Source organism: Streptococcus sp. HCA-5024 (assembly GCF_037890265.1).
Lineage (GTDB): Bacteria > Bacillota > Bacilli > Lactobacillales > Streptococcaceae > Streptococcus > Streptococcus lingualis.
Genome location: NZ_JBBKBR010000004.1, coordinates 37,730 through 63,597 on the forward strand (window position 1 = coordinate 37,730; position 25,868 = coordinate 63,597).

A 25,868-nucleotide genomic window follows, 5' to 3' on the forward strand; every position below is an offset into this window, starting at 1 on the left:
GCTATTCTCCAAATATCTCTTTTTGTAATCTACGTCCGGTTGGTGTTGCTGCCAATCCTCCTTCAGCTGTTTCTCTAAAGGCAGTCGGAAGACTAGATCCAACTTGGTACATGGCGTCAATCACTTCATCAACAGGTATTTTTGATTCAATACCTGCTAAGGCCATATCAGCAGCAATGAAGGCATAGCTGGCTCCCATTGCGTTTCGTTTGACACATGGAACTTCCACGAGTCCTGCTACTGGATCACAAATGAGCCCAAGCATGTTTTTGATGACAAAACAGACTGCCTGACTCGCTTGATAAGGAGTTCCCCCAGCAGCTAGTGTCAATGCCGCCGCACTCATAGCTGAAGCAGAACCAACTTCTGCTTGACAACCACCTTCTGCACCTGAAATAGAAGCATTATTTGCGATGACTAAACCAAAAGCTCCAGCTGTCAGTAGAAAATCTAATTGTTGCTGACGGTTTAACCCTAATTTTTGGGTAGCTGCAGTGAGAACTGCGGGGAGGCAGCCAGCAGATCCTGCAGTGGGTGTTGCGCAGACCAGTCCCATCTTAGCATTGTGTTCGTTGACAGCAATAGCATTCTTCGCTGCGGTTAGGACGGTCAAGTCAGATAACGTTTTTCCTGATTTGATATAGCGATCTAATTTTGCGGCATCCCCACCGGTTAACCCACTACGAGAGTGGTTTTCATTTAACCCTAACTTTACAGAATCAATCATCACTTCTAAATTACGGGTCATTAATCGTAGGACTTCTTCTCGTTCACGACCAGTTAGTTCAAATTCAGTTGCAATCATTAACTCTGCGACGTTTCCTTTGTATTGCGTGCTTGCTTGTTCTACGAGGTCTACAATTGAATAAAACATATGAACTCCTTATTTGAAAAAGTTGACATTATGAAGATGAGGAATTTTACGGATATCGTCGATAGCTGCTTCACAACTCCTTGAGTCAACTTCTATAATCATAATCGCTTTTTCTCCAGCTTTTTCCCGTGTTACATTCATTTGTGCAATATTAATATCATAGCGAGAAAGAGCTTCTGTCACATGGGCGATCATTCCAGGGACGTCCTGGTGAACAATGATAATGGTTGGAGTATTCATATTTAGTGAGATAGCAAAGCCATTTAACTCAGTAACCTGTATGTTCCCACCACCAATTGAGATTCCAGTGACAGAAATCGTTTTATGATCATTTTTAACAGTAATAGTCGTTGTGTTTGGGTGAGGAGCATTGCTTTCTTTTTGAATAGACCAAACAATCCGAATGCCTCGTTCATGTGCAATTTTTAGACTATCTGGGATTCTAGGATCATCTGTGTCCATTCCTAAGATGCCCGCTACTAAGGCTAAATCTGTTCCATGACCACGATAGGTTTTGGCGAAGGAATTAAATAATTGGAACTCAACTTCTTTTGGTTCCTCTCCAAAGATAGAAGAAACAATTTTACCAATTCGAACAGCACCTGCAGTGTGACTACTGGATGGGCCGATCATCACAGGTCCAATAATATCAAAAACTGATTGGAATTTTAAAGAGTTCATGCTCTGCTCCTTTGTGATCACTTTACTTCATTATATCAGATATGGCTGATGATTTCTTCTATTTTTCCCGAAATATCTGAGAAATCTTAAAGGGGGCTTAAAGCATTTATATTATCCTGGATTTTTAGTATTTCTAACATCTGACTGAAATATTTGACACATTATTTCAATAAATATGAAATATTTCTTGTGTAGTATAGAGGTATACCAATAAAGGAGTATATAATAATGAATAAAAAACAAATGATGAAACGAATTATTGGACTTAGTTTACTTGCAGGACTTTTCCTTCCAATTGTAGCGAATGCAGATTCTTATACTGTAAAATCAGGTGATACTTTATCAGCTATTGCTAAAGAGAAGAACACAACGGTTGATGCAATTGCTAAGAAAAATAAGATTAGTAACGTGAATCTCATCTCAGTTGGTCAAGTTCTTGAGATTGAAGATGCAAATACAACGCAGAAAACTACGGAGCAAGCTCCTGCTAGTAAAACTGATACTACACAAGCAACAACTACTGTCTCTGCTTCAGATGGCTTGAGTGCGGAAGACGCGGCTGCTAAGGAATGGATTGCTCAGAAAGAGTCAAGTGGTAGCTATACAGCACAAAATGGCCAATATTATGGCCGTTACCAATTAACTATCACTTATTTGAATGGTGATTTATCACCTGCAAACCAAGAAAAAGTAGCCAATCAATATGTTGTCAACCGTTATGGATCATGGTCAGCAGCTAAAAATTTCTGGTTGGCAAATGGCTGGTATTAAATTCGTTTAAAAAGAGTTCTTGAATAGGACTCTTTTTATATTTACAGACTTGTAAACCCATCGATCCTGATCAACAAAAAGAATAGTAAGATGCTTGTTTTCTAATATAAAGCGTGTTAAAATGGTAACTGCTCAAAACGACCTTCAATCGTTGAAGCAAACCACGACCTTCAATCGTGAGAAACGAAAAGATGGGAGAAATCTATGAGTGATAACTCGAAAACACGTGTTGTTGTTGGTATGAGTGGTGGTGTGGATTCATCTGTAACAGCTTTATTATTAAAGCAACAGGGTTACGATGTCATCGGCATCTTCATGAAAAACTGGGACGACACAGACGAAAATGGCGTCTGTACAGCTACAGAAGATTACAAAGATGTAGCAGCGGTCGCAGACCAAATTGGCATTCCTTACTATTCTGTCAACTTTGAGAAAGAATACTGGGATCGTGTCTTTGAATATTTCCTTGCTGAATACCGAGCTGGTCGAACACCAAATCCGGATGTCATGTGTAATAAGGAAATCAAATTTAAGGCCTTTTTAGATTATGCTATGACACTCGGTGCAGATTATGTGGCCACAGGGCACTATGCGCGCGTGTCGCATGATGAGGATGGTATTGTCCATATGTTACGTGGCGTTGACAACGGGAAGGATCAAACTTATTTCTTAAGCCAACTGTCACAAGAACAACTTCAAAAAACCATGTTCCCATTGGGACATTTGGAAAAGCCTGAGGTTCGCCGTCTAGCTGAAGAAGCTGGATTGGCAACAGCTAAAAAGAAAGACTCAACTGGAATTTGCTTTATCGGAGAAAAGAATTTCAAAGAATTTCTAGGGAACTACCTTCCTGCCCAACCAGGTCGAATGATGACCATCGATGGACGAGATATGGGTGAACATGCTGGTTTGATGTATTACACAATCGGTCAACGGGGTGGACTTGGAATTGGTGGCCAACAAGGTGGAGATAATGCTCCTTGGTTTGTAGTTGGTAAAGACCTCAGTCAAAATATTCTTTATGTCGGTCAAGGGTTCTACCATGAAGCATTGATGTCAACAAGTTTACAGGCTAGTCAAGTTCACTTTACACGAGATATGCCAGAAGAGTTTACATTAGAGTGTACAGCTAAGTTCCGCTATCGTCAGCCTGACTCCAAGGTGACTGTACACGTTAAAGGTGACAAGGCAGAAGTGATTTTCGCAGAACCTCAACGAGCCATTACACCAGGACAAGCTGTTGTCTTTTACGACGGTGAAGAGTGTCTAGGCGGAGGCTTGATTGACAATGCTTATCGGGATGGAAAAGTTTGTCAGTATATTTAAATTGACAAATTTTCTCAATTTGCTACAATAATAAAAGCAATAGAAATGATGGTCAAAGCTCATGGATGTTGCAGGCTTTTTTGTCCTGCACTTCTCAGAGTTTTGACTATTTTTGTGTGATTTCGAAAGGAAGTAATAATGAGGCAACAGGATTTTCGGACGAAAATAGGTTCTACTGTTTTTGGTGTGAGAGCGACTGCTTTGATTGTAAAAGATAATCGCTTGTTCGTCATAGAAGATGAGGACGGCTGTTATACAATCGGAGGTGCTATTCAAGTCAATGAAACTACAGAAGATGCTGTAGTTCGGGAAGTCAAAGAGGAACTTGGTGTTACATCTAAAGCAGGTCCACTAGCTTTCGTGGTTGAAAATCACTTTGAACAAGCTGGAATCCACTACCATAACATTGAATTTCATTATTTTGTGGACTTACTGGAAGATGCACCTTTGGTCATGCAGGAAGATACAAAGCAATTACCTTATCGTTGGATTGCTTTAGATGATTTACATGCTGTTGACCTGAAACCGGCTTTTTTAAAATCAGCCCTACCAGACTGGGACGGAAAATTACGACACATCCATCTTGAGAAATAGGAGAAATAGAATGAATTATAACTTTATAGAAGAATACGATATCATTGTAATCGGTGCGGGGCATGCGGGAGTAGAAGCCTCTCTAGCTGCTAGCCGTATGGGTTGTAAGGTCTTACTTGCGACTATTAACATTGAAATGCTGGCTTTTATGCCTTGTAATCCCTCTATTGGTGGTTCTGCTAAGGGGATTGTCGTGCGTGAAGTCGATGCCCTCGGTGGAGAAATGGCGAAGAATATCGACAAGACCTACATCCAAATGAAAATGCTCAATACCGGTAAAGGTCCTGCGGTTCGTGCGCTTCGTGCTCAAGCAGACAAAGAACTTTACTCAAAAGAAATGCGGAAAACGGTTGAAAACCAAGATAATTTAACTCTTCGCCAAACTATGATTGATGAGATTTTGGTGGAGAATGGTAAGGTTGTTGGTGTAAGGACTGCAACTCACCAAGAATATGGAGCAAAGGCTGTTATTGTCACTACTGGGACAGCTTTACGCGGAGAAATTATCATTGGAGATCTCAAGTATTCGTCAGGACCTAATCATAGTCTAGCTTCTATCAATTTGGCCGATAATCTCAAACAGCTAGGATTAGAAATTGGACGTTTCAAAACAGGGACACCACCTCGTGTAAAGGCATCGTCAATTAATTATGACGAAACGGAAATTCAACCTGGAGATGAAGCTCCAAATCATTTTTCTTATACATCGCGTGATGAGGATTATGTAAAGGATCAGGTTCCTTGTTGGTTGACTTATACGAATGGGCATAGCCATGAAATTATCCAGAATAATTTACACCGGGCCCCTATGTTTACAGGGGTTGTAAAGGGAGTGGGTCCTCGCTATTGTCCGTCCATTGAGGATAAAATTGTCCGTTTTGCTGACAAAGAGCGTCATCAACTATTTTTAGAACCTGAGGGACGAAATACAGAAGAAGTCTATGTTCAAGGGCTGTCAACGAGTTTACCAGAGGATGTTCAACGGGATCTCGTCCATTCTATTAAGGGACTTGAGAAGGCAGAAATGATGCGAACGGGTTATGCAATTGAGTATGATATGGTTTTGCCTCATCAATTGCGCGCAACTTTGGAAACTAAGAAAATTTCAGGTCTCTTTACAGCTGGCCAAACCAATGGAACGTCTGGCTATGAGGAGGCTGCTGGTCAAGGGATTATTGCAGGGATCAATGCGGCTCTAAAAATTCAAGGAAAACCAGAACTCATTTTGAAACGCAGTGATGGTTATATTGGGGTCATGATCGATGACTTGGTAACAAAGGGAACGATCGAACCGTATCGTTTGTTAACAAGCCGTGCAGAATACCGTCTGATTTTGCGTCATGATAATGCCGATATGCGCTTGACAGAAATGGGACGAGCAATTGGATTGGTAGATGATGAACGTTGGCAACGTTTCGAAACCAAGAAGTATCAGTTTGAAAACGAGATGAAGCGTTTGGATAGCATTAAGTTAAAGCCTGTAAAGGAAACCAATGAGAAGGTTGCTGCAATGGGCTTTAAACCATTGACAGATGCTGTCACTGCTAAAGAATTCTTGCGACGACCAGAAGTCTCTTACCAAGATGTGGTAGAATTTATCGGTCCTGCAGCTGAAGAACTGGATGATAAAATAATTGAATTGATTGAAACTGAAATTAAATACGAAGGCTATATTTCAAAAGCAATGGACCAAGTCGAAAAAATGAAGCGTATGGAAGAAAAACGAATTCCTGCGAATATTGACTGGGATGATATTGACTCCATCGCAACCGAAGCGCGTCAAAAATTTAAATTAATTAATCCAGAAACGATTGGTCAAGCAAGTCGTATCTCAGGTGTCAATCCAGCGGATATCTCTATTTTAATGGTTTACTTGGAAGGTAAATCTCGGAGTATCTCCAAAAACAAAGCAAACCACTAATCAAATGAGGCTGAGATGATGTTTCAGCCTCAATTTTATGGATTAAAATCTGTTGTTGCTGTTTACACAGTTGTAAACGTTGTTTACAAAGTAGTGAAGCGGAGGAAGAGCTTTTTACGGGTCAATCTTCTCTGTAATATAGAGAGAAACCTCGCTTTTTACCTCTATTTATGGTATAATTCCGAGAAGAGGTTTATGATGAAAAAATTTCGTTTATCGTTCATCCATTATGTGTTAATTGGTTTTATTTCATTTGCAATTTTAGCAATTTTTTTAAGAATCTTTGGCAAAGGCTATGTAACTCTCATTGCAATTTTTTTAGTCTTAGCTGGATTGATTGCTTTATTTGAATACCAGTTACAAATTTCAGAGTTAGATGAATTAGAACAAATACAATATGTTAACCATCAGGCAGAAAGCGGATTAGCATCCCTCCTTGATAAAATGCCTGTTGGAGTTATTAAAATTAATGAAGAGTCAAATGAAGTAGAGTGGTTCAACCCTTATGCTGAATTGATTTTTTCAACAGATGATGGGGACTTTGATGTTGAATCCTTGAAAAAGTTACTCAATACTTTGTTTGAGGATAAAGGACATTATGTCACTGTAGCCGATAAGAAATATTCTGTTTACTTTGATCAGACATCTAGTGTTGTTTACTTTTTTGATGTTTCAAGTGAGTATGAAGCAACTGTGGGATTGGTGACAACTCGTCCCGTTATCGGTATTATTTCTGTTGATAACTATGATGATCTAGAAGATGTCATTTCAGACTCTGATATTAGCAATATCAATAGTTTTATTGCCAACTTTGTAGAAGAGTTTACAGCTCATTACCATATGTTTTACAGACGTGTGGGGATGGATCGTTTCTATTTGTTTACAGACTACACGGTCTTAGAACAGTTGATGGAATCAAAATTTTCAGTCATCGATCAATTCCGTGAAGAAGCTAAAAATCGTGAGCTACCTATTACCTTAAGTATGGGATTCTCGTACGGTGACGGGAAGCATGATGAGATTGGTAAAGGGGCTCTCTTGAACCTAAACCTTGCAGAAGTTCGTGGTGGGGATCAAGCGGTTGTCAAGGAAAATGATGAACAGAAAAACCCTATTTTCTTTGGTGGGGGAACAGCTTCGGCTGTGAAGCGGACTCGGACTCGCACACGCGCTATGATGACAGCTATTTCGGATAAGATCAAATCAGTTGATCAAGTCTTCATTGTTGGGCATAGAAACTTGGATATGGACGCTCTAGGAGCGTCTGTGGGAATGCAGTTTTTCTCTAGCAATATTTTGGCTTCCTCTTATGTGGTCTATGACCCGCATGCGATGGCTAGTGATATTTCAAGAGCAATTGCGAAACTAGAAGAAGAGCAAGTAACGAAAATCCTTCCCCTAGAGGAAGCCATGCAAATGGTGACAGATCGCTCTTTGTTAATTATGGTGGACCATTCTAAGACAGCCTTGACCCTTTCTAAAGAGTTTTATCAAGAGTTTCAACAGATTATTGTCATTGACCATCATCGTCGGGATGATGATTTCCCTGAAAATGTTCTGATCACTTATATCGAGAGTGGTGCAAGTAGTGCGAGTGAATTGGTTAGTGAACTGATTCAGTTCCAGAAATCGAAGAAAAATCGGTTAACGAAGATTCAAGCAAGTGTCTTGATGGCTGGAATCATGCTGGATACTAAGAACTTCTCCACACGTGTTACAAGTCGGACCTTTGATGTGGCGAGTTACCTTCGCTCAAGAGGTAGTGATAGTGTAGCCATCCAGGAGATCTCTGCTATTCAGTTTGACGAGTACCGCGAAGTGAACGAACTGATCTTGACTGGTGAAAAGATTTTGCCACATATCATCGTAGCTTGTGCCAATACGACTAAAGCCTATGATTCAGTAACTATTAGTAAAGCAGCTGATAGTATGCTGGCCATGTCTGAGGTGGAAGCAACCTTTGTCATCGCTTGTAATCAAAGTGGGACTGTCTCGATTTCTGCACGAAGTCGAAGCAAAGTCAATGTACAGCGTATCATGGAACAGCTTGGCGGAGGAGGTCATTTCAATTCGGCGGCTTCTCAAATTGAGGGTCAAGATTTGATGAGTATTCGTCAACAATTGATTGAGACTATTGAAAACGAAGTAACTATTGAAAAGGAGAATGTAGAATGAAAGTTATTTTCTTAGCGGATGTAAAAGGTAAAGGTAAAAAAGGCGAAATTAAAGAAGTGCCTACTGGTTATGCACAAAACTTTTTGATCAAGAAAAATCTTGCGAAAGAAGCCAATGCCCAAGCAATCGGTGAACTTCGTGGAAAGCAAAAGTCAGAAGAAAAAGCGCATGCTGAATTATTAGCGGAAGCGCAAAAGATTAAAGCAAAATTAGAAGAAGAAGCAACTGTTGTTCAATTCACGGAAAAAATTGGGCCAGATGGCCGTACTTTCGGCTCTATTACCAATAAAAAGATTGCAGAAGAGCTTGAGAAACAATTTGGCATTAAAATTGATAAACGTCATATCCAAGTTTCCTCTCCAATTCGTTCAACAGGTTTGATTGACGTCCCTGTAAAAATTTATCAAGATGTTACAGGTGTGATTAATATTCGTGTAAACGAAGGGTAAACACGATCGATAGAAAGGTTTTTTTATGGCTGAGATAGAGGAATTACGAACACAACCTCAAGATATCCAAGCAGAGCAATCAGTGTTGGGAGCCATCTTTATTGATGAGGGGAAATTGGTCTTTGTTCGTGAATATATCGAGCCTGGCGATTTCTTTAAGTACTCGCACCGTTTGATTTTTAAAGCCATGATCGATCTAGCTGACCGCGGGGATGCGATTGATGCGACGACTGTTCGAAATATTTTAGATAGTCAGGGGGATCTCCAAAATATTGGCGGTCTCTCCTATTTGGTAGAAGTCATTAATTCGGTACCAACTTCAGCTAACGCAGAGTATTACGCGAAGATTGTTGCCGAAAAAGCTGTCTTACGTCGGTTGATCTCTCGATTAACGGAAAGTATTAATCAAGCTTATGATGGTGCAAGTCCTTCAGATGAAATCATTGCGGGTGCTGAAAAAGCTCTGATTGATGTTAGTGAAAACGCAAATCGTAGTGGATTTAAAAATATTCGAGACATCTTGAATATAAATTTTGGTAGCTTAGAAGCCCGCTCGCTTCAAACCTCTGATATTACGGGTATTGCGACAGGCTATCGCGATTTGGACCATATGACGACGGGGCTACATGAGGAAGAGTTGATTATTTTAGCGGCTCGTCCTGCAGTAGGGAAAACAGCCTTTGCTCTCAATATTGCTCAAAATATCGGTACAAAGTTGGATAAGACAGTGGCTATTTTCTCATTAGAAATGGGTGCTGAAAGTTTGGTTGACCGGATGTTAGCAGCTGAAGGCTTGATTGAATCCCATTCGATTCGTACAGGTCAATTGACGGATGAAGAGTGGCGAAAATATGCCATTGCTCAAGGGAATTTGGCCAATGCGAGTATTTACATCGATGATACTCCAGGAATTCGGATCACTGAGATTCGTTCGAGAGCAAGAAAATTAGCGCAGGAAACAGGGAATCTTGGTCTTATTCTGATTGACTACCTGCAGCTGATTACAGGGACTGGAAGAGAAAACCGTCAACAGGAAGTTTCAGAAATTTCTCGTCAGTTAAAGATTTTGGCTAAGGAACTAAAAGTTCCCGTTATTGCTTTGAGTCAGCTATCACGTGGTGTGGAACAGCGCCAAGACAAACGTCCTGTTCTTTCTGATATTCGTGAATCTGGATCGATTGAGCAGGATGCGGATATTGTTGCTTTCTTGTACCGTGATGATTATTATGATCGAGCTGGTGAAGAGGAAGAAGATGGAATGCCCAATAATACGGTTGAAGTGATTATCGAGAAAAACCGTTCAGGTGCGCGTGGGACAGTCGAATTAATATTCCAAAAGGAATACAATAAATTCTCAAGCATTTCAAAGAGAGAGGATCAATAAGATGAGTGATGCATTTACAGATGTTGCAAAAATGAAAAAAATTAAAGAAGAAATCAAGGCCCATGAAGGACAAGTGGTTGAAATGACGCTTGAAAATGGACGGAAACGTCAAAAAAATAAATTTGGACGCTTGATTGAGGTCTATCCTTCTTTATTTATTATCGAGTATACGAACGACAATAGCTTACCAGGTGAACCGGCCAATACCTACGTGGAGTCTTACACCTATTCAGATATTTTGACAGAGAAGAATTTAATTCGTTATTTGGATTAATTCCTTGCTTTTATCGTCTAAATCAGTTATTATAATAAATACATATGGGAGTCTGTGTACAGTCTGAGAGGAAGTGTAAGCTTCGACCGCACCTGATCTGGGTAATGCCAGCGTAGGAAACAAATGAAATGTATTTTTCGTTATGAGTGACCTTGTGCAATCCGTCTCCTATTTTGGAGGCGTTTTTTATTTGTGAGAAAGGAGGTTACGATGTCTCTTGTAAAAAGATATTCAAAACAATTGATAGGATTTGCAGGTTTTAGCAGTCTTCTTGTCTTATGGCAGTTAGCAGGATTTTTAAATATCCTCCCCAAATTTGTATTACCAACGCCACTTGAAATTGGGAATGCCTTTGTACGAGATCGAGTTCTCCTGATTCATCACAGTTTGTCTACTCTTCAAGTGGCCTTGATTGGACTTGTTATAGGGGTTCTTCTTGCTGCTGGCTTTGCGATTCTCATGGATAGTTTTCAATGGGTGAATGATCTGGTCTATCCTTTTATGGTTGTTATTCAAACCATTCCGACGATTGCCTTGGCCCCCATCCTGGTTCTTTGGTTTGGTTATGGTATGCTTCCAAAACTGGTTTTGATCATTATTACGGTGGTATTTCCCATCGTAGTCAGTCTGTTAGATGGTTTTCGGCATTGCGATCAAGATATTCTGAGATTGTTTCAGATTATGCAAGCCAATCGCTTTCAGACTTTAGTCCATTATAAAATTCCTGCAGCGCTTCCTTATTTTTTCGCAGGTTTACGTGTGAGTGTTTCCTATGCTTTTATCAGTACGGTCGTTTCAGAATGGTTAGGAGGTTTTGATGGATTGGGGGTCTATATGATCCAATCGAAGAAGTTATTTCAGTATGATACGATGTTTGCGATCATTGTATTGATTTCTGCTATTAGTTTACTCGGTATGTTTCTCGTTGACCAATTAGAACGAACCATTCTAAAATGGAAAAAGGATTGACAAACTTGTAAATGGTGTAAAAATTAAATTGACAAAAATGTAAAAGAGGTATAGCTAATGAAAAAGTCAATAGGTTTATTTTTCTCAATAATATTGGGATTTGTTTTCTTGAGTGCTTGTCAAAATTCTGTCAAGCAATCGTCAAGCGATTTGAAAAAGATTGATTTTATTCTAGATTGGACCCCGAATACCAATCATACGGGTCTCTATGTAGCTAAGGAAAAAGGGTACTTTAAAGATGCAGGACTGGATGTAGATATAAAACTTCCGCCGGAAGACAGTAGTTCTGATTTGATTATCAATGGGAAAGCTCCATTTGGTATTTATTTCCAAGATTCTATGGCCAAGAAATTGGATAAAGGTGCGGGTATTACCGCTGTTGCAGCTATCGTCGAACACAATACGTCAGGGATTATTTCAAGAAAAGATGCAGCAATCACAAGTCCAAAAGATTTGGTGGGTAAGAAGTATGGTACCTGGAATGATCCGATTGAGTTGGAAATGATCAAATCGATGATGAAAAAAGAAGGGGCTGATTTTAATCAAGTAAAATTGGTTCCAAATAGTGATTCAAATTCCATTACTCCGATTGAAAATAAGGTCTTTGATGCTGCTTGGATTTATCACGGTTGGGATGGAATTTTGGCTGAGCAAAAGGGAATGAAGACCAATTTCTTCTATATGAAAGATTTTGTTCCTGCATTTGACTACTATTCGCCTGTTATTATTGCTAACAATGACTATTTGAAGTCTCATAAAGAGGAAGCAAAAAAATTCATTCAGGCGGTGAAAAAAGGCTACCAATATGCTATAGAGCATCCAGAAGAAGCTGCGGATATCTTGATCAAACAGGCCCCTGCCTTAGCTAACCAGCGTGATTTTGTACTCGCTTCCCAAAAATATCTTTCTAATCAATATGCTTCAGACAAGGACAAGTGGGGGCAGTTTGATCCTAAGCGGTGGAATGCTTTTTATGCTTGGGCAAAAGAGCAAGGATTGGTTTCAAATGACTTAGAAGACAAAGGTTTCACAAACGAATTGGTAGGTGACTGATATTTTAACCGTAAAAGATGTAAGTTTCTCTTTTGGAGATAAAGCAGTTTTAAATAATGTATCACTAGAAGTGCAAAAAGGAGAAATCGTCTCTATTCTAGGTCCGAGTGGGGTAGGGAAATCAACCTTGTTTAATTTAATTGCTGGGATCCTTCCCTTACAAAAGGGTACCATAGAAGTAGATAATGCTCCGATCTCCTTTGGGAAAGTCAGCTATATGCTACAAAAGGATCTTTTGTTGGAACATAAGACAGTATTGGGAAATATTATTCTTCCCCTTCAATTAAAAAAGATTCCTAAGGAAGAGGCAACATCTACAGCTCTAAAATTGTTAGATGAATTTAAATTGGGAAGTATTGCCAACCTTTATCCCAATGCCCTGAGTGGGGGGATGCGGCAACGGGTGGCGCTATTGAGAACCTATCTTCTGGGTCATTCTGTCTTCCTATTAGATGAAGCTTTTAGTGCCTTAGATGAATTGACAAGGCAGGATCTTTATCACTGGTATCTAGACAGTAAGGAACGTCTTGGTCTCACCACTCTAGTGATCACTCATAGTATCGAAGAAGCTTTGACATTGAGTGACCGGATCTATATCTTAAATCATAATCCCGGTGAAATTATTGCAGATCTTCCTTTAAAATGGGATCCAGCAACGGATAGAGACTGGCAACAATTGCAATATAAAAAACGAATCATAGAATTATTGTCTGAATTTCATTGAAATTGTTTTGAAGGACTTTACAAAGTTTCTATTCCGTGATAGAATAGAATTTGTGCGAAATGACAGCAGGACAAAATGAAGCTCGTCAACAGGAAGTCAGCTAGAAAAGTAACCTTTGCTGTTTGGGCGAAGGCTTTCTGAACGAATCAGGTTTGTCTAAAACGTTATTTCCTACAAAAATTATTTTTATAGGAGGACATTTTAAATGTCACGTTATACAGGACCATCTTGGAAACAATCTCGCCGTCTTGGCTTGTCACTTACAGGTACAGGTAAAGAATTGGCACGTCGTAACTACGTACCAGGTCAACACGGACCAAACAACCGTTCAAAATTGTCAGAATACGGTTTGCAATTAGCTGAAAAACAAAAACTTCGTTTCTCTTACGGACTTGGTGAAAAACAATTCCGTAACTTGTTCGTACAAGCTACTAAAGTTAAAGAAGGAACTGTCGGTTTCAACTTCATGCTTCTTTTAGAACGTCGTTTGGATAACGTTGTTTACCGTCTTGGACTTGCGACTACTCGTCGTCAAGCTCGTCAATTCGTTAACCACGGTCACATCCTTGTTGACGGAAAACGCGTTGATATCCCTTCATACCGCGTAACTCCAGGTCAAGTGATCTCAGTTCGCGAAAAATCAGCTAAGGTTCCAGCTATCCTTGAAGCTGTTGAAGCTACAGTTGGACGTCCAGCATTCGTATCATTCGATGCTGACAAACTTGAAGGTTCATTGACTCGCCTTCCAGAACGCGATGAAATCAACCCAGAAATCAACGAAGCACTTGTCGTTGAATTCTACAACAAAATGCTTTAATTTTAAGATATACTCTGCAGAAAGCCTACTACAGTGGGCTTTTTATTTTGTCTTAAAGGGTTGATTTCTGGCTTTGCTCCCCTTTTTGTTTTCTTAAAACCTAAACCTGCTAATAAAAAAACTCCTGATCTAGATCGATCAGGAGAGACTGTTACCGTAACATTTTCAATAAAAATTCAGCCATTTGTTGAGGACTTTCTTTTTTTCCGCGCGAAACCCACATCTGACAGACTCCGAAGAAGGCATTGGTCAGATAGACAGAACTGTAGACTCTTTCAATATCTGTTAATGATTTATGACTATAGCGCTCTTGCAAACTATCAACCAGAAGAATCTGTAATTTATGTCGTAAGAAGGTTTGGATCTCTTTGGTTCCATTCTCTGTCAGAAGAACTGCAAAGAGGGGCTCCTTGGTTAGGAATTCGAACACTTCTGTAATCGCTTGGCGCTTGTCGTCTTGGTGTTTGTCAAAGATATATTCAAGCTTGTGAAAGAGTGCTTGTTGGTAGCGCTCGATCATATCGTACTTGTCTCGATAGTGGGTATAAAAGCTAGAGCGACTAATGCCGGATTCTTGTGCTAACTCAACCGTTGTGATTTGGTCGAATGATTCCTTTTCTAGTAGTCGAACCATCGCCTCCTCGATATTTCGTTTTGTTTTTAATCGTTTATTGCTCTCAGTCATCTGTTAATCCTTTTTGCACAAAATTATACACAGTGTCTAAAAATAAAGATTTGCTACTTGTGAAAATTTCTAGAAACTGTATAATCTATTATATCAGAAATTTAGACAATGTGTATAAAAAGGAGACAAAAAATATGATGAAAGAATGGAAGGCTATTCTTAAAAAGCCAACATTTATCATTGTCATGATTGGAGTTGCTTTGATTCCAGCTCTTTATAATATTATTTTTCTATCTTCCATGTGGGATCCATATGGCCAAGTTTCGGATCTTCCTGTAGCGGTTGTCAATAAGGATCAATCTGCTACATATAATGGACAAAAGATGGAAATAGGAAAAGACATGGTGTCCAATTTGAAGGACAATGACTCACTTGATTTTCATTTTGTAGATGAGAAAGCTGCGAAAGATGGTCTTAAAAATGGCGATTATTATATGATTGTAACCCTGCCTGAGGATCTTTCAAAGAAAGCTAGCTCCATCTTAACCAATCATCCGGAACAGATGACCATTGATTACCAAACATCCAGTGGTCATAGTTTTATCGCAGGGAAAATGAGCGACACTGCGATGACAAAGATGAAGCAGTCAGTGGCCGAAAAAGTGACCAATACGTATACAACAGCTTTATTTTCCAAAATGGGATCGCTTAAATCTGGTATGGGGACAGCGGCAGATGGAAGTGCTAAATTAGCAGATGGTGCAAGTAAATTGGAAGATGGTGGTCAAACACTGTCTACTAATTTGAATACATTGGCTCGTTCAAGCTTAGCATTTTCAGATGGTGCGACTACTCTTCGTACGGGTCTAGCAGCCTATACAGATGGTGTTGGTCAATTAGGAAATGGTCTCAATCAAATGGCTGGTCAACTTCCAAACTTGGTATCTGGCGTCAATCAATTAAATAATGGGTTTGGTACTTTTAATACAGGCTTGATGGCTTACGCTACCGGAGTGGATCGATTAGGAAATGGTCTCAATCAAATGGCGAGTCAAACCCCTCAGTTAGCTTCAGGAGTTGGTCAATTAACCAGTGGTATGGGGACCCTCAATGATGGTCTTGGGAATTATACCAATGGCGTGCGTCAATTGAATTCAGGCCTATCTAACTTTTCAAATGGTTTAGCAACCTATACAAATGGAGTCGCTACTTTATCAGAAGGAGCGGGTCAATTAAGTAGTCAATCTGCTACCCTTCGAAATGGGGTTTCACAATTAGAATCAGGTATTCAAACATTATCAAGCCAGCTACAAGCTTCTACAAGTCAATCTGCTCAGATTGATCAATTGGCAGCTGGTTTAAACCAATTAAATGCAGCGATTCAAAATGCTTCAGTAGATACCAGTCAACTTTCGTCTGGATTGACGAGTATTGCGAATTCAGCTCAATCAATCCTTGCTTCAGCCCAAGCGGATCGTGCAAATGCCCTTGCAAGTGTACAAGGGACAGCAGCTTATCAAGCAATGACAGCTGATCAACAAGCGGAAATCAGTGCGGCGATCTCATCTAGCCCAAGCTCGAGTGAAACAGCAGCTCAAGGGATCTTGACAACGATCCAAACGATCCAAAGTAGTTTGAATACAGGAAATAGCTTGACACAGCTGCAAACTGCAGCCAATCAAGTTTTACCAACAGCTTCTTCTACCTTGACAGACTTGTCAAGTGGCTTGTCTAAGATCCAATCCGCAGTTAGTGGACAATTGTTGCCGGCTAGCCAAACCATCAGTCAAGGGATTGGCGCTTATACAGCTGGTGTTGATAAAATCGCTAGTGGGGCAAGCCAACTTCAGACCAATAGTAGCACTTTAACGGATGGTGCTAGTCAGTTAGCAGCAGGGGTTGGCCAACTAGATAGTAAATCATCAGAATTACTTGCAGGAAGCAATCAATTAGCTTCTGGTCTAGGTGAGTTAAATGGGAAGATGCCTGCCTTGACATCAGGCATGAATCAACTGGCTTCAGGAGCGACCCAATTAACAGGTAAGTCGGGTGAATTGGTTGCCGGTGCTGGAAAATTAGCTGACGGTGTAGGACAATTGAACAGCAAAACTCCAGAATTGGCAGGTGGTGTCAACAAACTTGTCACTGGTGTCAATCAGTTGACAGAAAAATCAAGTCAATTGGTGAATGGGGCTGATAAACTAGCTGACGGAGCAAATCAAATCTCAGAAGGATCCAGCAAATTAGCAACGGGTGGCCAAACATTGACAAACGGTTTAGGTGAATTAGCAACAGGAAGCCAAACCTTGAGTCAAGGATTAAACGATGCTAAGGGACAATTGAATGCTGCTACAACTGAAAAAGAAAACGCAAAAACCTTAGCCAATCCTGTTACGACTTCTAAAACAGATCAAGATAATGTCCCTGTAAATGGGGTCGGAATGGCTCCTTATATGATCTCTGTAGCACTCTTTGTTTGTGCCTTGTCAACCAATATGATCTTTGCAAAATTGCCATCCGGTCGTCATCCTGAAAGTCGTTGGGCATGGTTTAAATCTCGCTTTGAGGTCAATGGAACCATTGCGGTGGTTGCAGGAATCTTGGTCTATGGTGCTGTTCACTTGATTGGTTTATCTGCCAATCATGAGATGTCTACCCTCTTCCTTTGTGTGATCGGTAGTCTAGCCTTCATGTCTATCGTGACCGCTTTAACAACATGGCAAAGAAAGGTCGGTGCTTTCCTCTCGTTGATCCTCTTGCTCTTGCAATTGGCTTCTAGTGCAGGAACTTATCCTCTTGCTTTGACAAATGGATTTTTCCAAGCCATTCATCCATTCTTGCCAATGAGCTATACCGTCTCTGGTCTTCGTCAAACGATTTCGATGACAGGAGAAATTGGAAATCAAGTGGTCTTTCTTTTGATGACCATTGCTCTATTTGCGGGACTAGGGATGTGGTTTTACAATCCAAAAAAATATGAAGAGGACTAATCGTCAAGAACTCTCAACTCATTTGGAGTTGAGAGTTTTTTGTTTCATGTGAAACAAAAATTCTCGCTTGTTTAAGCGAGAATATTCATTATTTAAAGAAGACAACATCAGGATTTGGTGTAATATAGAGGAGTTGGTCGTTTTCAAAGACCAGTTGGATGGTGTTGTTTTTATAGGTGTAAATGGTGTAATCTACTCCGAATTTAGAAGCTTGTTTCAGATCAACAGCTCCCAATAAAAAGGCATGAGCTTGTTCTTCTGTAATTTTCCCCTTACGGTAGAGATTTTTAATATTTTCTAGCTCAATATTTTGAAAAGATTCGCTAATATAAGCAGGGTCTGTTATTTGTTTTTCTGGATTTCCAAGGATTTTTTGGACAAGAGCAGTGGTATACCCTTCATAATCCGGCGTTTGTACAAAAATATTGTCGTCATTTCTAGAGTAGGCTACTTTTAAGTTCCCTGTTGCATAAATTTTATCCTTGGGTGCTTCTTGGGCATTTCTAGGGAGCCCTTCGGTTGTGATGATGTCAGAAGTGGTCTCCGTAGTAGTTGAGGGAGAGCTAGAGGAATTACCTGTGCTAGTTGAGCTAGTTGAACGACTCGAGCTACTTTTTTTAGTGGTTTTCTTTTTTGAGCTGGTAGTAGTAGGCACTTGTTTAAAATTGATCTTAAGGTCCGGCACACAGGCTGATAGAAAAAGAAGAGACAGCAAGAGTGTGAAGAAAAGAGGTAGTGTCTGTTTTTTCATCATATTCCTTTCAACAAGTTGATTGATTTTCTATTCTATCATAAAAAGAGGAACAAAAAAAGGTCAGGAAGAAATCCTGCCTTTATTTGTTGTTATGGATGTCCGCCTCCAGGTCCACCACCTTGAGGTCCGCCACCGCCGGGAGCCCCACCGCCTCCAGGCATGGAATTGACAATTTCTGTTTGTTTTTCACCATTGATATAGATATCTCCACCGGTGTAGGTAGCAGTACCATCAAAGTCAAAGCCGGATTGCCCTGTTAAATTGATGGTTCCTCCAGTCACAGTGACATTACCGTTTGAGTCGATTGGATCGGTATCCCCTTGGCCAACTTCAACGTTGAGAGTTCCACCATTCATGGTGAAGAAAATTTCATCTTGGTTGGCATTAGCATTAGCCGCATTGACCCCGTCATCGGTTGCATAGATGGTGATATCTCCACCGTTAATGGTGATCGATTTTCCTTCGAGACCTTCGACAGACTCGGTTACCTGATAGGTTCCGCTATCGATGATCAGATCACCAGAAGCATGGATGCCATCGTCTCCTGCTGTGATGGTCATTTTGTTATCTGAAAGGTACATGGTTCCGACCGAAGTATCTTCATCATTATCCACCTTGACCGCATCTTCATCTGCGTCAATGGTCATGGTCGTGCCAGTGATATTGAGTTCGTCATTGACATTGAGGGCATCTCCTACAGCTGTGATTTTATAGGTTCCACCCGTGATGTGGAGAGTGTCATTGGCCTTTATCCCGTTGTTCTTCTTGGCATCGATGTTGAGCGTACCCGAACCATTGATGGTGAGGTCGCCTTTAGAGAAGATGACCGCATCGGCATCTTCATCACTGTTTGAACTTGAATCAGACAAGGTATTGGTCGTGCCATTTGCTAGAGTCAGGTAGACATGCCCCGCTTTCGTAGCAGAAATTGGTGCGTTGGTGTTGGACATAGTAACACCTTTTAAGACGATATGAACATCATCTGAGTCACCTGCTTCGACTTTGATTTGAACCCCATCAGATTCACCAGAGATGACATAAGTTCCGGCCTTCGAGATGGTCACAGTTGATCCAGAAACGGCTACGCCATCCCCTGAAACAGTTGCAGACGAGCCAGATAGTTTGACAATAGATGCTTTACTTTCATCATATGAGGTGTCTGAATCTTTTTCGGTAAAATAGTCAGATTGCTTGGTTTTAGTCGTTTTCTTTGAGACACTAGAAGCAGTTGTTGTTGCGTTTGTTGTAGCTGATTGAGATGATGCTTGGCTACACGCTGTTAGTAGGGTGAGGGTTGCGGCCCCCGTTAATAAAAATTTCCATTTGTTTGATTTCATGAGCTTTTCCTCTCGTTCAATTGATATGCTCCTAGTCTAAAGTTGCTAGCTGAAAGTTTCCTAAAGTTTTTCTGAAAGGAATCTTAACTTTAGTTTTCTTTAAGTTTGGCTTAATGACCAGTTAAGAAAGTCCCATTAAACTAGAAAACACGTAAGTCGTATCCATACTTACTGAAGATTAGAAGCAATATCCCCCCTTAAAGGAGTAGAAACATGAAAAAAACAATTGAGACAAGTTTTAAACGAATCGAAACAAAATATATCGTCGCAAAAGATGACGTAAAAGACTTGATCAAAGACTTAAAAAAATACGTCGTAGAAGATGATTATCCAACTTCAACTATTTCAAACATTTATTTTGATACGGAAAATTTTGAGGTTATTCAAGATGCTCTTGCGAAACAACACCGCCGTGAAAAAATACGTATGCGGACTTATATAGAAACACCTCAAGCAGACAGTCCGGTATTTCTAGAGGTGAAGTCAAAAGATGAAGAAGGAATTGGCCATAAATTCCGTCTAGTCGCTACTTCACAAGCCATTATCAACTTGATGACAGATGGGACAGTAGATCATCAGATACAAGATCCAGACTTAGTGCAAGAGATTCAGAGATTGCGCAAACGCTATGGTCATCGGTTGGAACCACGGATGTTCATTTACTATGATCGCTTGTCTCTCAAAGAAAAGAAATCCATTCAGGGTTATCCTTATCAGAAAATTCGCGTGACAATCGATCAAAACTTAGTCTTTCGTGATCAAGCTGTTAGTCTTTTTCATGGGAAGAAAGGAGAACCTTTGTTAGAGGATGACTTCGTGATCATGGAAATTAAGGCTCCCGGACAAGAACCTCAATGGTTAAAGGATATTTTAGAGAAGTATGGTTTGGTCAAGCAGAAATTTTCAAAATATAGCTGTGCTTATCATAAATCACAAGGATTGGATTATGCCCCAAGACCAGTGGAAGAAACGGTAGGTGCTGCCTATGTCTAATCTATTTGATTCTATTTTTAATAATGCCACAGCAACGGTGGATCCCTTGCGCTTACTGCTGGCCCTTTTGATCAGCCTCTTTCTAGGAATGGCCCTATCTTGGACCTATAAATACCGGACACTGTACACTCGAGAGTTTGTCATTAGTTTGACCTTGCTTCCTTGTATGATGACCTTAGTGATCTTTTTGGTCAATGGAAGTTTGGGAACCTCGATTGCAGTGGCAGGGACCTTTAGTTTGATTCGTTTCCGGTCAGCTACGAGTGGTTCGAGAGAGTTGATTGCGATTTTTCTAGCCATGATTATAGGACTAGCAGCAGGATCGGGCTATCTTTTATTGGCCATTTTATCAACCCTCTCTTTACTAGGGGTTTGGCTTGTATTGGAGAACAAACAGAGTAAGGCAGATCATCAACGGCGCCGTCATTTGACTATTACAGTCTCAAAACAAGATGCTGTTGCAGAACAAATCAGTCAGTTGTTAGACCAAAGTTGTTCAGAAGTTGACTTTATTTCTGTAACAACGGCCCAAGCTGGAGAACAACTGACCTTGAACTATGAGGTGAATATGAAATCGAACATCGATGATTTTGCCCTTGCTAATCTATTGATTAACAAGATTGAAAATTGTGATGTTGCTCTGACAAAGAAAGCCAAGAAAAGAAAGAATTTATAACTACTATCCTACTTTAGGATAGTTTTTTAGGATTTTAAGAACTTTTTAAGAAAAAGTGGTATACTATTTCTAAAAAATTGAAGGAATCCTTTATGAAAAAGACTGCTATTTTTGAAGATATCATCTCGATTATGAGCCATGATTCATCTACCATCAAGGATCGAAAAGGATGCGACCCCGATCGCTTTCGAGAAAAAATGACAGATGATATGTCGGATGATGCCTTTCTTTATCAAGTTAAGGCTTACCTAGCTAGTTTTGGGGTGATCGGGCATGTTTCCTTTCGAGATAAAAAGGCCAGTCAAAAAGGGTTTCTTTTGAGAATAAATGGACAGAAATTGTATGTTGAGGAAGCTAATGAAGATACCGGTCTCCAAGCAGGGGACCAGATCCTAAGTCTGGATGGAAGTGATTTGGAGCAGGTAGCGTCTCTTCATAAGGACTATTTTATCAGTAAGACCCCCGAAAGACATTACCGAGAATGGGCAGATTTGGTCTCTCAGTCAAGAAGGGTCACTCTTCTCCGGAAAGGGGTAGAAAAGACCATTGAAGTAGTGCCCAGTCAAGAGCCGATCCAAGATCAGATTTTTTGGAAACGATTAGACGATGAGATCCTTTACCTTCGTCTGGATAACTTTATGGATGAGGGAGCTATTAGCCGGGTATATCAAGAGTGCTTACCGATGATGACGGAGGTCAAGTTCCTTCTCGTTGATGTTCGACAGAACGGCGGAGGGACAGATTCTTTATATTTCCCTCTATTACACCTAGGTTTAGAGAAGGATCAGGGTTATGATTCGCTTGACTGGGATGATGATGGCATGGAAATTCTCTATACGGAGCGCAATGTTGACCTGCGCTTGAAAGACTTTGAGGACTGGATGCAACAGGAAGAAATTAGTCCTGAAACGGTTAAACTGCTTGAAGAGATGAAAGAGGAATTGCTCCGCCATCGGGGGAAAGGCTATGTACCGTATCAGCAAGAAAGCGAGGAATTCTTCCCAGAGGTTAGAGGAGGCCACTATCCCGAACGGATCTTTGTCTTATCAGACATCTACTGCGCTTCTTCTGGAGATAATTTTGTCCAGATGATGAAGCAATTTAAGAAGGTAACGGTGGTAGGTAGACCAACTCTCGGAATTTTAGACTATTCCAATTGTTGTACCGTTGATTATGGTGATTATCGATTGATGTTTCCTACTTCTCGCTGTCTAAGCCTGGATCAAGGCAAAGGAATGACGGATCAAGGTGTTGAACCGGATATAGAGATTCCTTGGAGTCCTGACCATTTTGAAAGAGATGTGGATCTGGACAAGTGTCTGGAGTTAATTCATCGGGGGAATGTAAAATAAAACAGGATTTCAATCAGAAAAACTGATTAAAGAAAATTTCTTTGGTTAGAAGGGATAAATGTCTGAAATGATAACGTTTTCTACGACATTCTCACTATGTTTAAAATTGCTTACTTGGTATAAAAAATGGTAAAATAGTGAGTAACAATCAAAATGAAGAGTGAAACTTATGAAACATAAAACACTTTATAAATTTATCGGGCAGACGGTCTTGTATTTCGCCATTTTCCTAGCCCTACTTTATTTCTTTAGTTACCTTGGTCAAGGTCAGGGTGGCTTTATCTACAACGAATTTTAGAAAAGGAGACTCCTAGCCGTGTCAAACCAACCAATTACTGATATGATCGAGACAATTGAACGTTATGCGCAACTACAACCAGACTATCCGGTTTACAATGTCCTTGGTGAGGAGCATACCTATGGCCAATTAAAGGCTGATTCAGATAGCTTGGCTGCCCACATCGACCAAATGGGACTTCCTGAAAAGTCACCTGTAGTGGTCTTTGGTGGTCAAGAATATGAAATGTTAGCAACCTTTGTGGCCTTGACAAAATCTGGCCATGCCTATATCCCAATTGATAGCCACTCTGCCTTGGAGCGCGTGTCTGCCATTGTTGAAGTAGCAGAGCCAAGCTTGATTATTGCCATCAATGAATTTCCATTGGAAAACCCAGCTGCTCCAATCATGTCCTTGGAGCAAGTGCGTGAAGCTTATGCGGCTCAGCATGCCTATGACTTGCAACATCCAGTCAAAGGGGATGATAACTACTACATCATCTTTACCTCAGGGACAACTGGGAAACCAAAAGGGGTGCAAATTTCGCACGATAACTTGCTCAGCTTTACCAACTGGATGATTACGGACAAGGAATTTGCAACGCCAGAGCGTCCTCAAATGTTGGCACAACCGCCCTATTCCTTTGACCTGTCTGTCATGTACTGGGCACCGACCTTGGCTCTTGGAGGAACCCTTTTTGCTCTTCCATCAGCTATCACTCAAGACTTCAAACAACTCTTTGCGACGATCTTTTCTCTTCCGATTGCTATCTGGACTTCAACGCCATCTTTTGCAGATATGGCTATGCTGTCTGAAGATTTCAATGCTGAAAAGATGCCAGGGATCACCCATTTCTACTTTGATGGGGAAGAGTTGACCGTTAAAACCGCTCAGAAATTGCGCGAGCGTTTCCCAAATGCACGCATCATCAATGCCTACGGTCCAACGGAAGCAACTGTAGCTCTTTCGGCTGTAGCCGTAACAGATGAGATGTTAGCGACTTTGAAACGTCTGCCAATTGGTTACACCAAAGAAGATTCTCCAACCTTCATTATTGATGAGGAAGGCAACAAATTGCCAAATGGTGAGCAAGGGGAGATCATCGTATCTGGCCCAGCCGTTTCAAAAGGTTATATGAATAATCCAGAGAAAACAGCAGAAGCCTTCTTCGAATTTGAAGGTCTTCCAGCCTACCATACGGGAGATGTCGGAACCATGACGGATGAAGGTCTCCTTCTCTATGGTGGACGGATGGACTTCCAAATCAAGTTTAACGGTTATCGTATCGAGCTAGAGGATGTCTCTCAAAACTTGAATAAATCGAAGTATATTGACTCAGCAGTCGCAGTACCGCGTTATAATAAAGATCACAAGGTCCAAAATCTCTTAGCCTATGTCATCTTAAAAGAGGGTGTCAAAGAACAATTTGAGCGCGAAATTGATATCACGAAAGCCATTAAAGAAGATTTAGAAAACATCATGATGTCTTATATGATGCCTTCAAAATTCCTCTATCGTGACAGCCTGCCATTAACACCAAACGGGAAAATCGACATCAAAGGGTTGATTAGCGAGGTTAACAACCGATGATCGAGTTTTTGAAACAGCTCCCTCATTTAGAACACTATGGAACACCGATCTATTTTATCTACCTCATTCTAGCTTTTTTGCCGATCTTTGTGGGGCTCTTTTTCAAAAAGAGATTTCCGGTCTATGAAGGACTGGTGAGTCTGATCTTTATCATTTTGATGCTGACAGGTTCGAATCTCAAGCAAATTTATGCCCTGCTCTTTTACGTAGTCTGGCAAATCTTGATTGTGTATTCCTACAAAATCTATCGTCAGAAAGCGGACAACAAGTGGATTTTCTATCTTCATTCCTTCTTGTCTGTCTTGCCCCTGATCTTTGTTAAGGTGGAGCCAGCGATCAAGAATGGGCACCAATCCTTGTTTGGATTTTTAGGGATTTCGTATTTAACCTTCCGAGCTGTCGGAATGATCATCGAAATGCGAGATGGTGTCTTGAAAGAATTCACACTCTGGGAATTCTTACGCTTTATGCTCTTTATGCCGACCTTCTCAAGTGGACCGATTGATCGTTTCAAGCGTTTTAATGAGGATTATAAGGCTATTCCTGAGCGTGAAGAATTATTGGATATGTTGGAGCAAGCTGTTAAGTATATCATGTATGGCTTCCTTTACAAATTTATCCTAGCTCATATTTTTGGCCACTTATTGTTAGGTCATGTGCAGACCTATGCCTTGTCTCAAGGTGGATTCTTCAATATCGGAACGCTGGGAGTCATGTATGTTTATGGCTTTGACCTCTTCTTTGACTTTGCAGGGTATTCCATGTTTGCTTTAGCAGCTTCCAATTTGATGGGGATTAAAAGTCCCATCAACTTTGACCGTCCTTTTAAATCACGTGATTTAAAGGAATTCTGGAATCGCTGGCATATGAGTTTATCTTTCTGGTTCCGTGATTTCGTCTTTATGCGTCTCGTAATGGTACTGATGCGCAATAAAGTGTTCAAGAGCAGGATTACCACCTCAAATGTTGCCTACATTATCAATATGTTGGTCATGGGCTTCTGGCACGGGGTGACCTGGTACTACATCGCTTATGGGCTCTTCCATGGGCTTGGACTGGTCATCAATGATGCTTGGATTCGTAAGAAAAAGACCATCAATAAAGAAAGAAAAGCAAAAGGATTGGATCCTATACCGGACAATCGTTGGACCAAAGCTTTAGGGATCTTTATCACCTTTAACACAGTGATGCTGTCCTTCCTGATTTTCTCAGGATTCTTGGATCAACAATGGTTTCCAAAATTGAAATAAAAGGAGAATAGA

General features: G+C 40.5%; 24 protein-coding genes. 19 read left to right on the plus strand and 5 right to left on the minus strand.

Annotated elements, in window-relative coordinates:
* Window position 1 precedes the first annotated feature (1 nt).
* A complete protein-coding gene (gene sdaAA / locus WKT08_RS07220) occupies window positions 2-874 on the minus strand; it encodes an L-serine ammonia-lyase, iron-sulfur-dependent, subunit alpha (protein WP_049486033.1) in 873 nt (290 codons plus the stop codon).
* Window positions 875-883: 9 nt separating this feature from the next.
* Window positions 884-1,555 (minus strand): L-serine ammonia-lyase, iron-sulfur-dependent subunit beta, encoded by a 672-nt coding sequence (gene sdaAB / locus WKT08_RS07225; protein ID WP_023919982.1) that lies wholly within the window; start codon window positions 1,553-1,555, stop codon window positions 884-886.
* Window positions 1,556-1,783: 228 nt separating this feature from the next.
* Here sdaAB and WKT08_RS07230 point away from each other — a divergent pair, with 228 nt between their 5' ends.
* The 12 genes from WKT08_RS07230 to rpsD all read left to right on the plus strand — a co-directional run bounded on the left by WKT08_RS07230 (window position 1,784) and on the right by rpsD (window position 14,012).
* On the plus strand, window positions 1,784-2,326 hold the full coding sequence (locus WKT08_RS07230) for a LysM peptidoglycan-binding domain-containing protein (protein WP_003009194.1): 543 nt from the start codon (window positions 1,784-1,786) through the stop codon (window positions 2,324-2,326).
* Window positions 2,327-2,530: 204 nt separating this feature from the next.
* Window positions 2,531-3,652 carry a tRNA 2-thiouridine(34) synthase MnmA gene (mnmA, locus tag WKT08_RS07235; RefSeq protein WP_070464797.1) on the plus strand — a complete coding sequence of 374 codons (1,122 nt, stop codon included), beginning with the start codon at window positions 2,531-2,533 and terminating at the stop codon, window positions 3,650-3,652.
* A 138-nt stretch (window positions 3,653-3,790) separates the two neighbouring features.
* Window positions 3,791-4,246: an NUDIX hydrolase gene (locus WKT08_RS07240; protein WP_340281094.1), complete on the plus strand. Its 456-nt coding sequence runs from the start codon at window positions 3,791-3,793 to the stop codon at window positions 4,244-4,246.
* Between the two features lie 10 nt (window positions 4,247-4,256).
* Window positions 4,257-6,167, plus strand: coding sequence for a tRNA uridine-5-carboxymethylaminomethyl(34) synthesis enzyme MnmG (mnmG, locus tag WKT08_RS07245; protein WP_340281096.1), 1,911 nt, complete (start codon window positions 4,257-4,259; stop codon window positions 6,165-6,167).
* A 195-nt stretch (window positions 6,168-6,362) separates the two neighbouring features.
* Complete coding sequence (locus tag WKT08_RS07250; protein ID WP_320909617.1) at window positions 6,363-8,342, plus strand: DHH family phosphoesterase; 1,980 nt, start codon at window positions 6,363-6,365, stop codon at window positions 8,340-8,342.
* Window positions 8,339-8,791 (plus strand): 50S ribosomal protein L9, encoded by a 453-nt coding sequence (rplI, locus tag WKT08_RS07255; protein WP_003002156.1) that lies wholly within the window; start codon window positions 8,339-8,341, stop codon window positions 8,789-8,791. The genes WKT08_RS07250 and rplI overlap by 4 nt, the downstream gene beginning before the upstream one ends.
* A gap of 25 nt (window positions 8,792-8,816) precedes the next feature.
* Window positions 8,817-10,175, plus strand: a complete 1,359-nt coding sequence (gene dnaB, locus WKT08_RS07260) for a replicative DNA helicase (protein ID WP_014714093.1) — start codon at window positions 8,817-8,819, stop codon at window positions 10,173-10,175.
* Window position 10,176: 1 nt separating this feature from the next.
* Window positions 10,177-10,449, plus strand: coding sequence for a Veg family protein (locus tag WKT08_RS07265; RefSeq protein ID WP_003009183.1), 273 nt, complete (start codon window positions 10,177-10,179; stop codon window positions 10,447-10,449).
* Between the two features lie 210 nt (window positions 10,450-10,659).
* Window positions 10,660-11,418, plus strand: a complete 759-nt coding sequence (locus WKT08_RS07270) for an ABC transporter permease (protein ID WP_049471779.1) — start codon at window positions 10,660-10,662, stop codon at window positions 11,416-11,418.
* A gap of 57 nt (window positions 11,419-11,475) precedes the next feature.
* Window positions 11,476-12,471 carry an ABC transporter substrate-binding protein gene (locus tag WKT08_RS07275; protein ID WP_340281104.1) on the plus strand — a complete coding sequence of 332 codons (996 nt, stop codon included), beginning with the start codon at window positions 11,476-11,478 and terminating at the stop codon, window positions 12,469-12,471.
* A complete protein-coding gene (locus WKT08_RS07280) occupies window positions 12,464-13,195 on the plus strand; it encodes an ABC transporter ATP-binding protein (RefSeq protein WP_049471781.1) in 732 nt (243 codons plus the stop codon). The genes WKT08_RS07275 and WKT08_RS07280 overlap by 8 nt, the downstream gene beginning before the upstream one ends.
* 205 nt (window positions 13,196-13,400) lie before the next feature.
* Complete coding sequence (gene rpsD, locus WKT08_RS07285) at window positions 13,401-14,012, plus strand: 30S ribosomal protein S4 (protein ID WP_003002210.1); 612 nt, start codon at window positions 13,401-13,403, stop codon at window positions 14,010-14,012.
* A 151-nt stretch (window positions 14,013-14,163) separates the two neighbouring features.
* Here the strand turns inward: rpsD and WKT08_RS07290 are convergent, their stop codons facing one another.
* Window positions 14,164-14,697 carry a TetR/AcrR family transcriptional regulator gene (locus WKT08_RS07290; RefSeq protein WP_150906754.1) on the minus strand — a complete coding sequence of 178 codons (534 nt, stop codon included), beginning with the start codon at window positions 14,695-14,697 and terminating at the stop codon, window positions 14,164-14,166.
* Between the two features lie 134 nt (window positions 14,698-14,831).
* Here WKT08_RS07290 and WKT08_RS07295 point away from each other — a divergent pair, with 134 nt between their 5' ends.
* Complete coding sequence (locus WKT08_RS07295; RefSeq protein ID WP_340281109.1) at window positions 14,832-17,627, plus strand: YhgE/Pip family protein; 2,796 nt, start codon at window positions 14,832-14,834, stop codon at window positions 17,625-17,627.
* Between the two features lie 88 nt (window positions 17,628-17,715).
* Here the strand turns inward: WKT08_RS07295 and WKT08_RS07300 are convergent, their stop codons facing one another.
* Window positions 17,716-18,381 (minus strand): DUF4947 domain-containing protein, encoded by a 666-nt coding sequence (locus tag WKT08_RS07300; protein ID WP_182448459.1) that lies wholly within the window; start codon window positions 18,379-18,381, stop codon window positions 17,716-17,718.
* Window positions 18,382-18,470: 89 nt separating this feature from the next.
* On the minus strand, window positions 18,471-19,718 hold the full coding sequence (locus WKT08_RS07305; protein WP_118396232.1) for a carbohydrate-binding domain-containing protein: 1,248 nt from the start codon (window positions 19,716-19,718) through the stop codon (window positions 18,471-18,473).
* 213 nt (window positions 19,719-19,931) lie between these two features.
* On the opposite strand from WKT08_RS07305, the gene WKT08_RS07310 reads away from it, so the two are divergent.
* The 6 genes from WKT08_RS07310 to dltB all read left to right on the plus strand — a co-directional run bounded on the left by WKT08_RS07310 (window position 19,932) and on the right by dltB (window position 25,856).
* Window positions 19,932-20,711: a polyphosphate polymerase domain-containing protein gene (locus WKT08_RS07310; protein WP_201089515.1), complete on the plus strand. Its 780-nt coding sequence runs from the start codon at window positions 19,932-19,934 to the stop codon at window positions 20,709-20,711.
* The gene (locus tag WKT08_RS07315; RefSeq protein WP_340281114.1) at window positions 20,704-21,387 is read left to right on the plus strand and encodes a DUF4956 domain-containing protein; all 684 of its coding nucleotides are present in this window, start codon (window positions 20,704-20,706) and stop codon (window positions 21,385-21,387) included. The genes WKT08_RS07310 and WKT08_RS07315 overlap by 8 nt, the downstream gene beginning before the upstream one ends.
* Window positions 21,388-21,479: 92 nt before the next feature.
* Window positions 21,480-22,739 carry a S41 family peptidase gene (locus tag WKT08_RS07320; RefSeq protein ID WP_340281116.1) on the plus strand — a complete coding sequence of 420 codons (1,260 nt, stop codon included), beginning with the start codon at window positions 21,480-21,482 and terminating at the stop codon, window positions 22,737-22,739.
* Window positions 22,740-22,908: 169 nt separating this feature from the next.
* Window positions 22,909-23,037 carry a teichoic acid D-Ala incorporation-associated protein DltX gene (locus WKT08_RS07325; protein WP_003002102.1) on the plus strand — a complete coding sequence of 43 codons (129 nt, stop codon included), beginning with the start codon at window positions 22,909-22,911 and terminating at the stop codon, window positions 23,035-23,037.
* Window positions 23,038-23,055: 18 nt separating this feature from the next.
* A complete protein-coding gene (dltA, locus tag WKT08_RS07330) occupies window positions 23,056-24,606 on the plus strand; it encodes a D-alanine--poly(phosphoribitol) ligase subunit DltA (protein WP_340281118.1) in 1,551 nt (516 codons plus the stop codon).
* Window positions 24,603-25,856, plus strand: coding sequence for a D-alanyl-lipoteichoic acid biosynthesis protein DltB (gene dltB / locus WKT08_RS07335; RefSeq protein ID WP_003017621.1), 1,254 nt, complete (start codon window positions 24,603-24,605; stop codon window positions 25,854-25,856). The genes dltA and dltB overlap by 4 nt, the downstream gene beginning before the upstream one ends.
* Window positions 25,857-25,868 lie beyond the last annotated feature (12 nt).

Coding starts and splice junctions, on each gene's coding strand:
- sdaAA (WP_049486033.1), bottom strand. CDS start 874: ATGTTTTATTCAATTGTAGACCTCGTAGAACAAGCAAGCACGCAATAC.
- sdaAB (WP_023919982.1), bottom strand. CDS start 1,555: ATGAACTCTTTAAAATTCCAATCAGTTTTTGATATTATTGGACCTGTG.
- WKT08_RS07230 (WP_003009194.1), top strand. CDS start 1,784: ATGAATAAAAAACAAATGATGAAACGAATTATTGGACTTAGTTTACTT.
- mnmA (WP_070464797.1), top strand. CDS start 2,531: ATGAGTGATAACTCGAAAACACGTGTTGTTGTTGGTATGAGTGGTGGT.
- WKT08_RS07240 (WP_340281094.1), top strand. CDS start 3,791: ATGAGGCAACAGGATTTTCGGACGAAAATAGGTTCTACTGTTTTTGGT.
- mnmG (WP_340281096.1), top strand. CDS start 4,257: ATGAATTATAACTTTATAGAAGAATACGATATCATTGTAATCGGTGCG.
- WKT08_RS07250 (WP_320909617.1), top strand. CDS start 6,363: ATGATGAAAAAATTTCGTTTATCGTTCATCCATTATGTGTTAATTGGT.
- rplI (WP_003002156.1), top strand. CDS start 8,339: ATGAAAGTTATTTTCTTAGCGGATGTAAAAGGTAAAGGTAAAAAAGGC.
- dnaB (WP_014714093.1), top strand. CDS start 8,817: ATGGCTGAGATAGAGGAATTACGAACACAACCTCAAGATATCCAAGCA.
- WKT08_RS07265 (WP_003009183.1), top strand. CDS start 10,177: ATGAGTGATGCATTTACAGATGTTGCAAAAATGAAAAAAATTAAAGAA.
- WKT08_RS07270 (WP_049471779.1), top strand. CDS start 10,660: ATGTCTCTTGTAAAAAGATATTCAAAACAATTGATAGGATTTGCAGGT.
- WKT08_RS07275 (WP_340281104.1), top strand. CDS start 11,476: ATGAAAAAGTCAATAGGTTTATTTTTCTCAATAATATTGGGATTTGTT.
- rpsD (WP_003002210.1), top strand. CDS start 13,401: ATGTCACGTTATACAGGACCATCTTGGAAACAATCTCGCCGTCTTGGC.
- WKT08_RS07290 (WP_150906754.1), bottom strand. CDS start 14,697: ATGACTGAGAGCAATAAACGATTAAAAACAAAACGAAATATCGAGGAG.
- WKT08_RS07295 (WP_340281109.1), top strand. CDS start 14,832: ATGATGAAAGAATGGAAGGCTATTCTTAAAAAGCCAACATTTATCATT.
- WKT08_RS07300 (WP_182448459.1), bottom strand. CDS start 18,381: ATGATGAAAAAACAGACACTACCTCTTTTCTTCACACTCTTGCTGTCT.
- WKT08_RS07305 (WP_118396232.1), bottom strand. CDS start 19,718: ATGAAATCAAACAAATGGAAATTTTTATTAACGGGGGCCGCAACCCTC.
- WKT08_RS07310 (WP_201089515.1), top strand. CDS start 19,932: ATGAAAAAAACAATTGAGACAAGTTTTAAACGAATCGAAACAAAATAT.
- WKT08_RS07315 (WP_340281114.1), top strand. CDS start 20,704: ATGTCTAATCTATTTGATTCTATTTTTAATAATGCCACAGCAACGGTG.
- WKT08_RS07320 (WP_340281116.1), top strand. CDS start 21,480: ATGAAAAAGACTGCTATTTTTGAAGATATCATCTCGATTATGAGCCAT.
- WKT08_RS07325 (WP_003002102.1), top strand. CDS start 22,909: ATGAAACATAAAACACTTTATAAATTTATCGGGCAGACGGTCTTGTAT.
- dltB (WP_003017621.1), top strand. CDS start 24,603: ATGATCGAGTTTTTGAAACAGCTCCCTCATTTAGAACACTATGGAACA.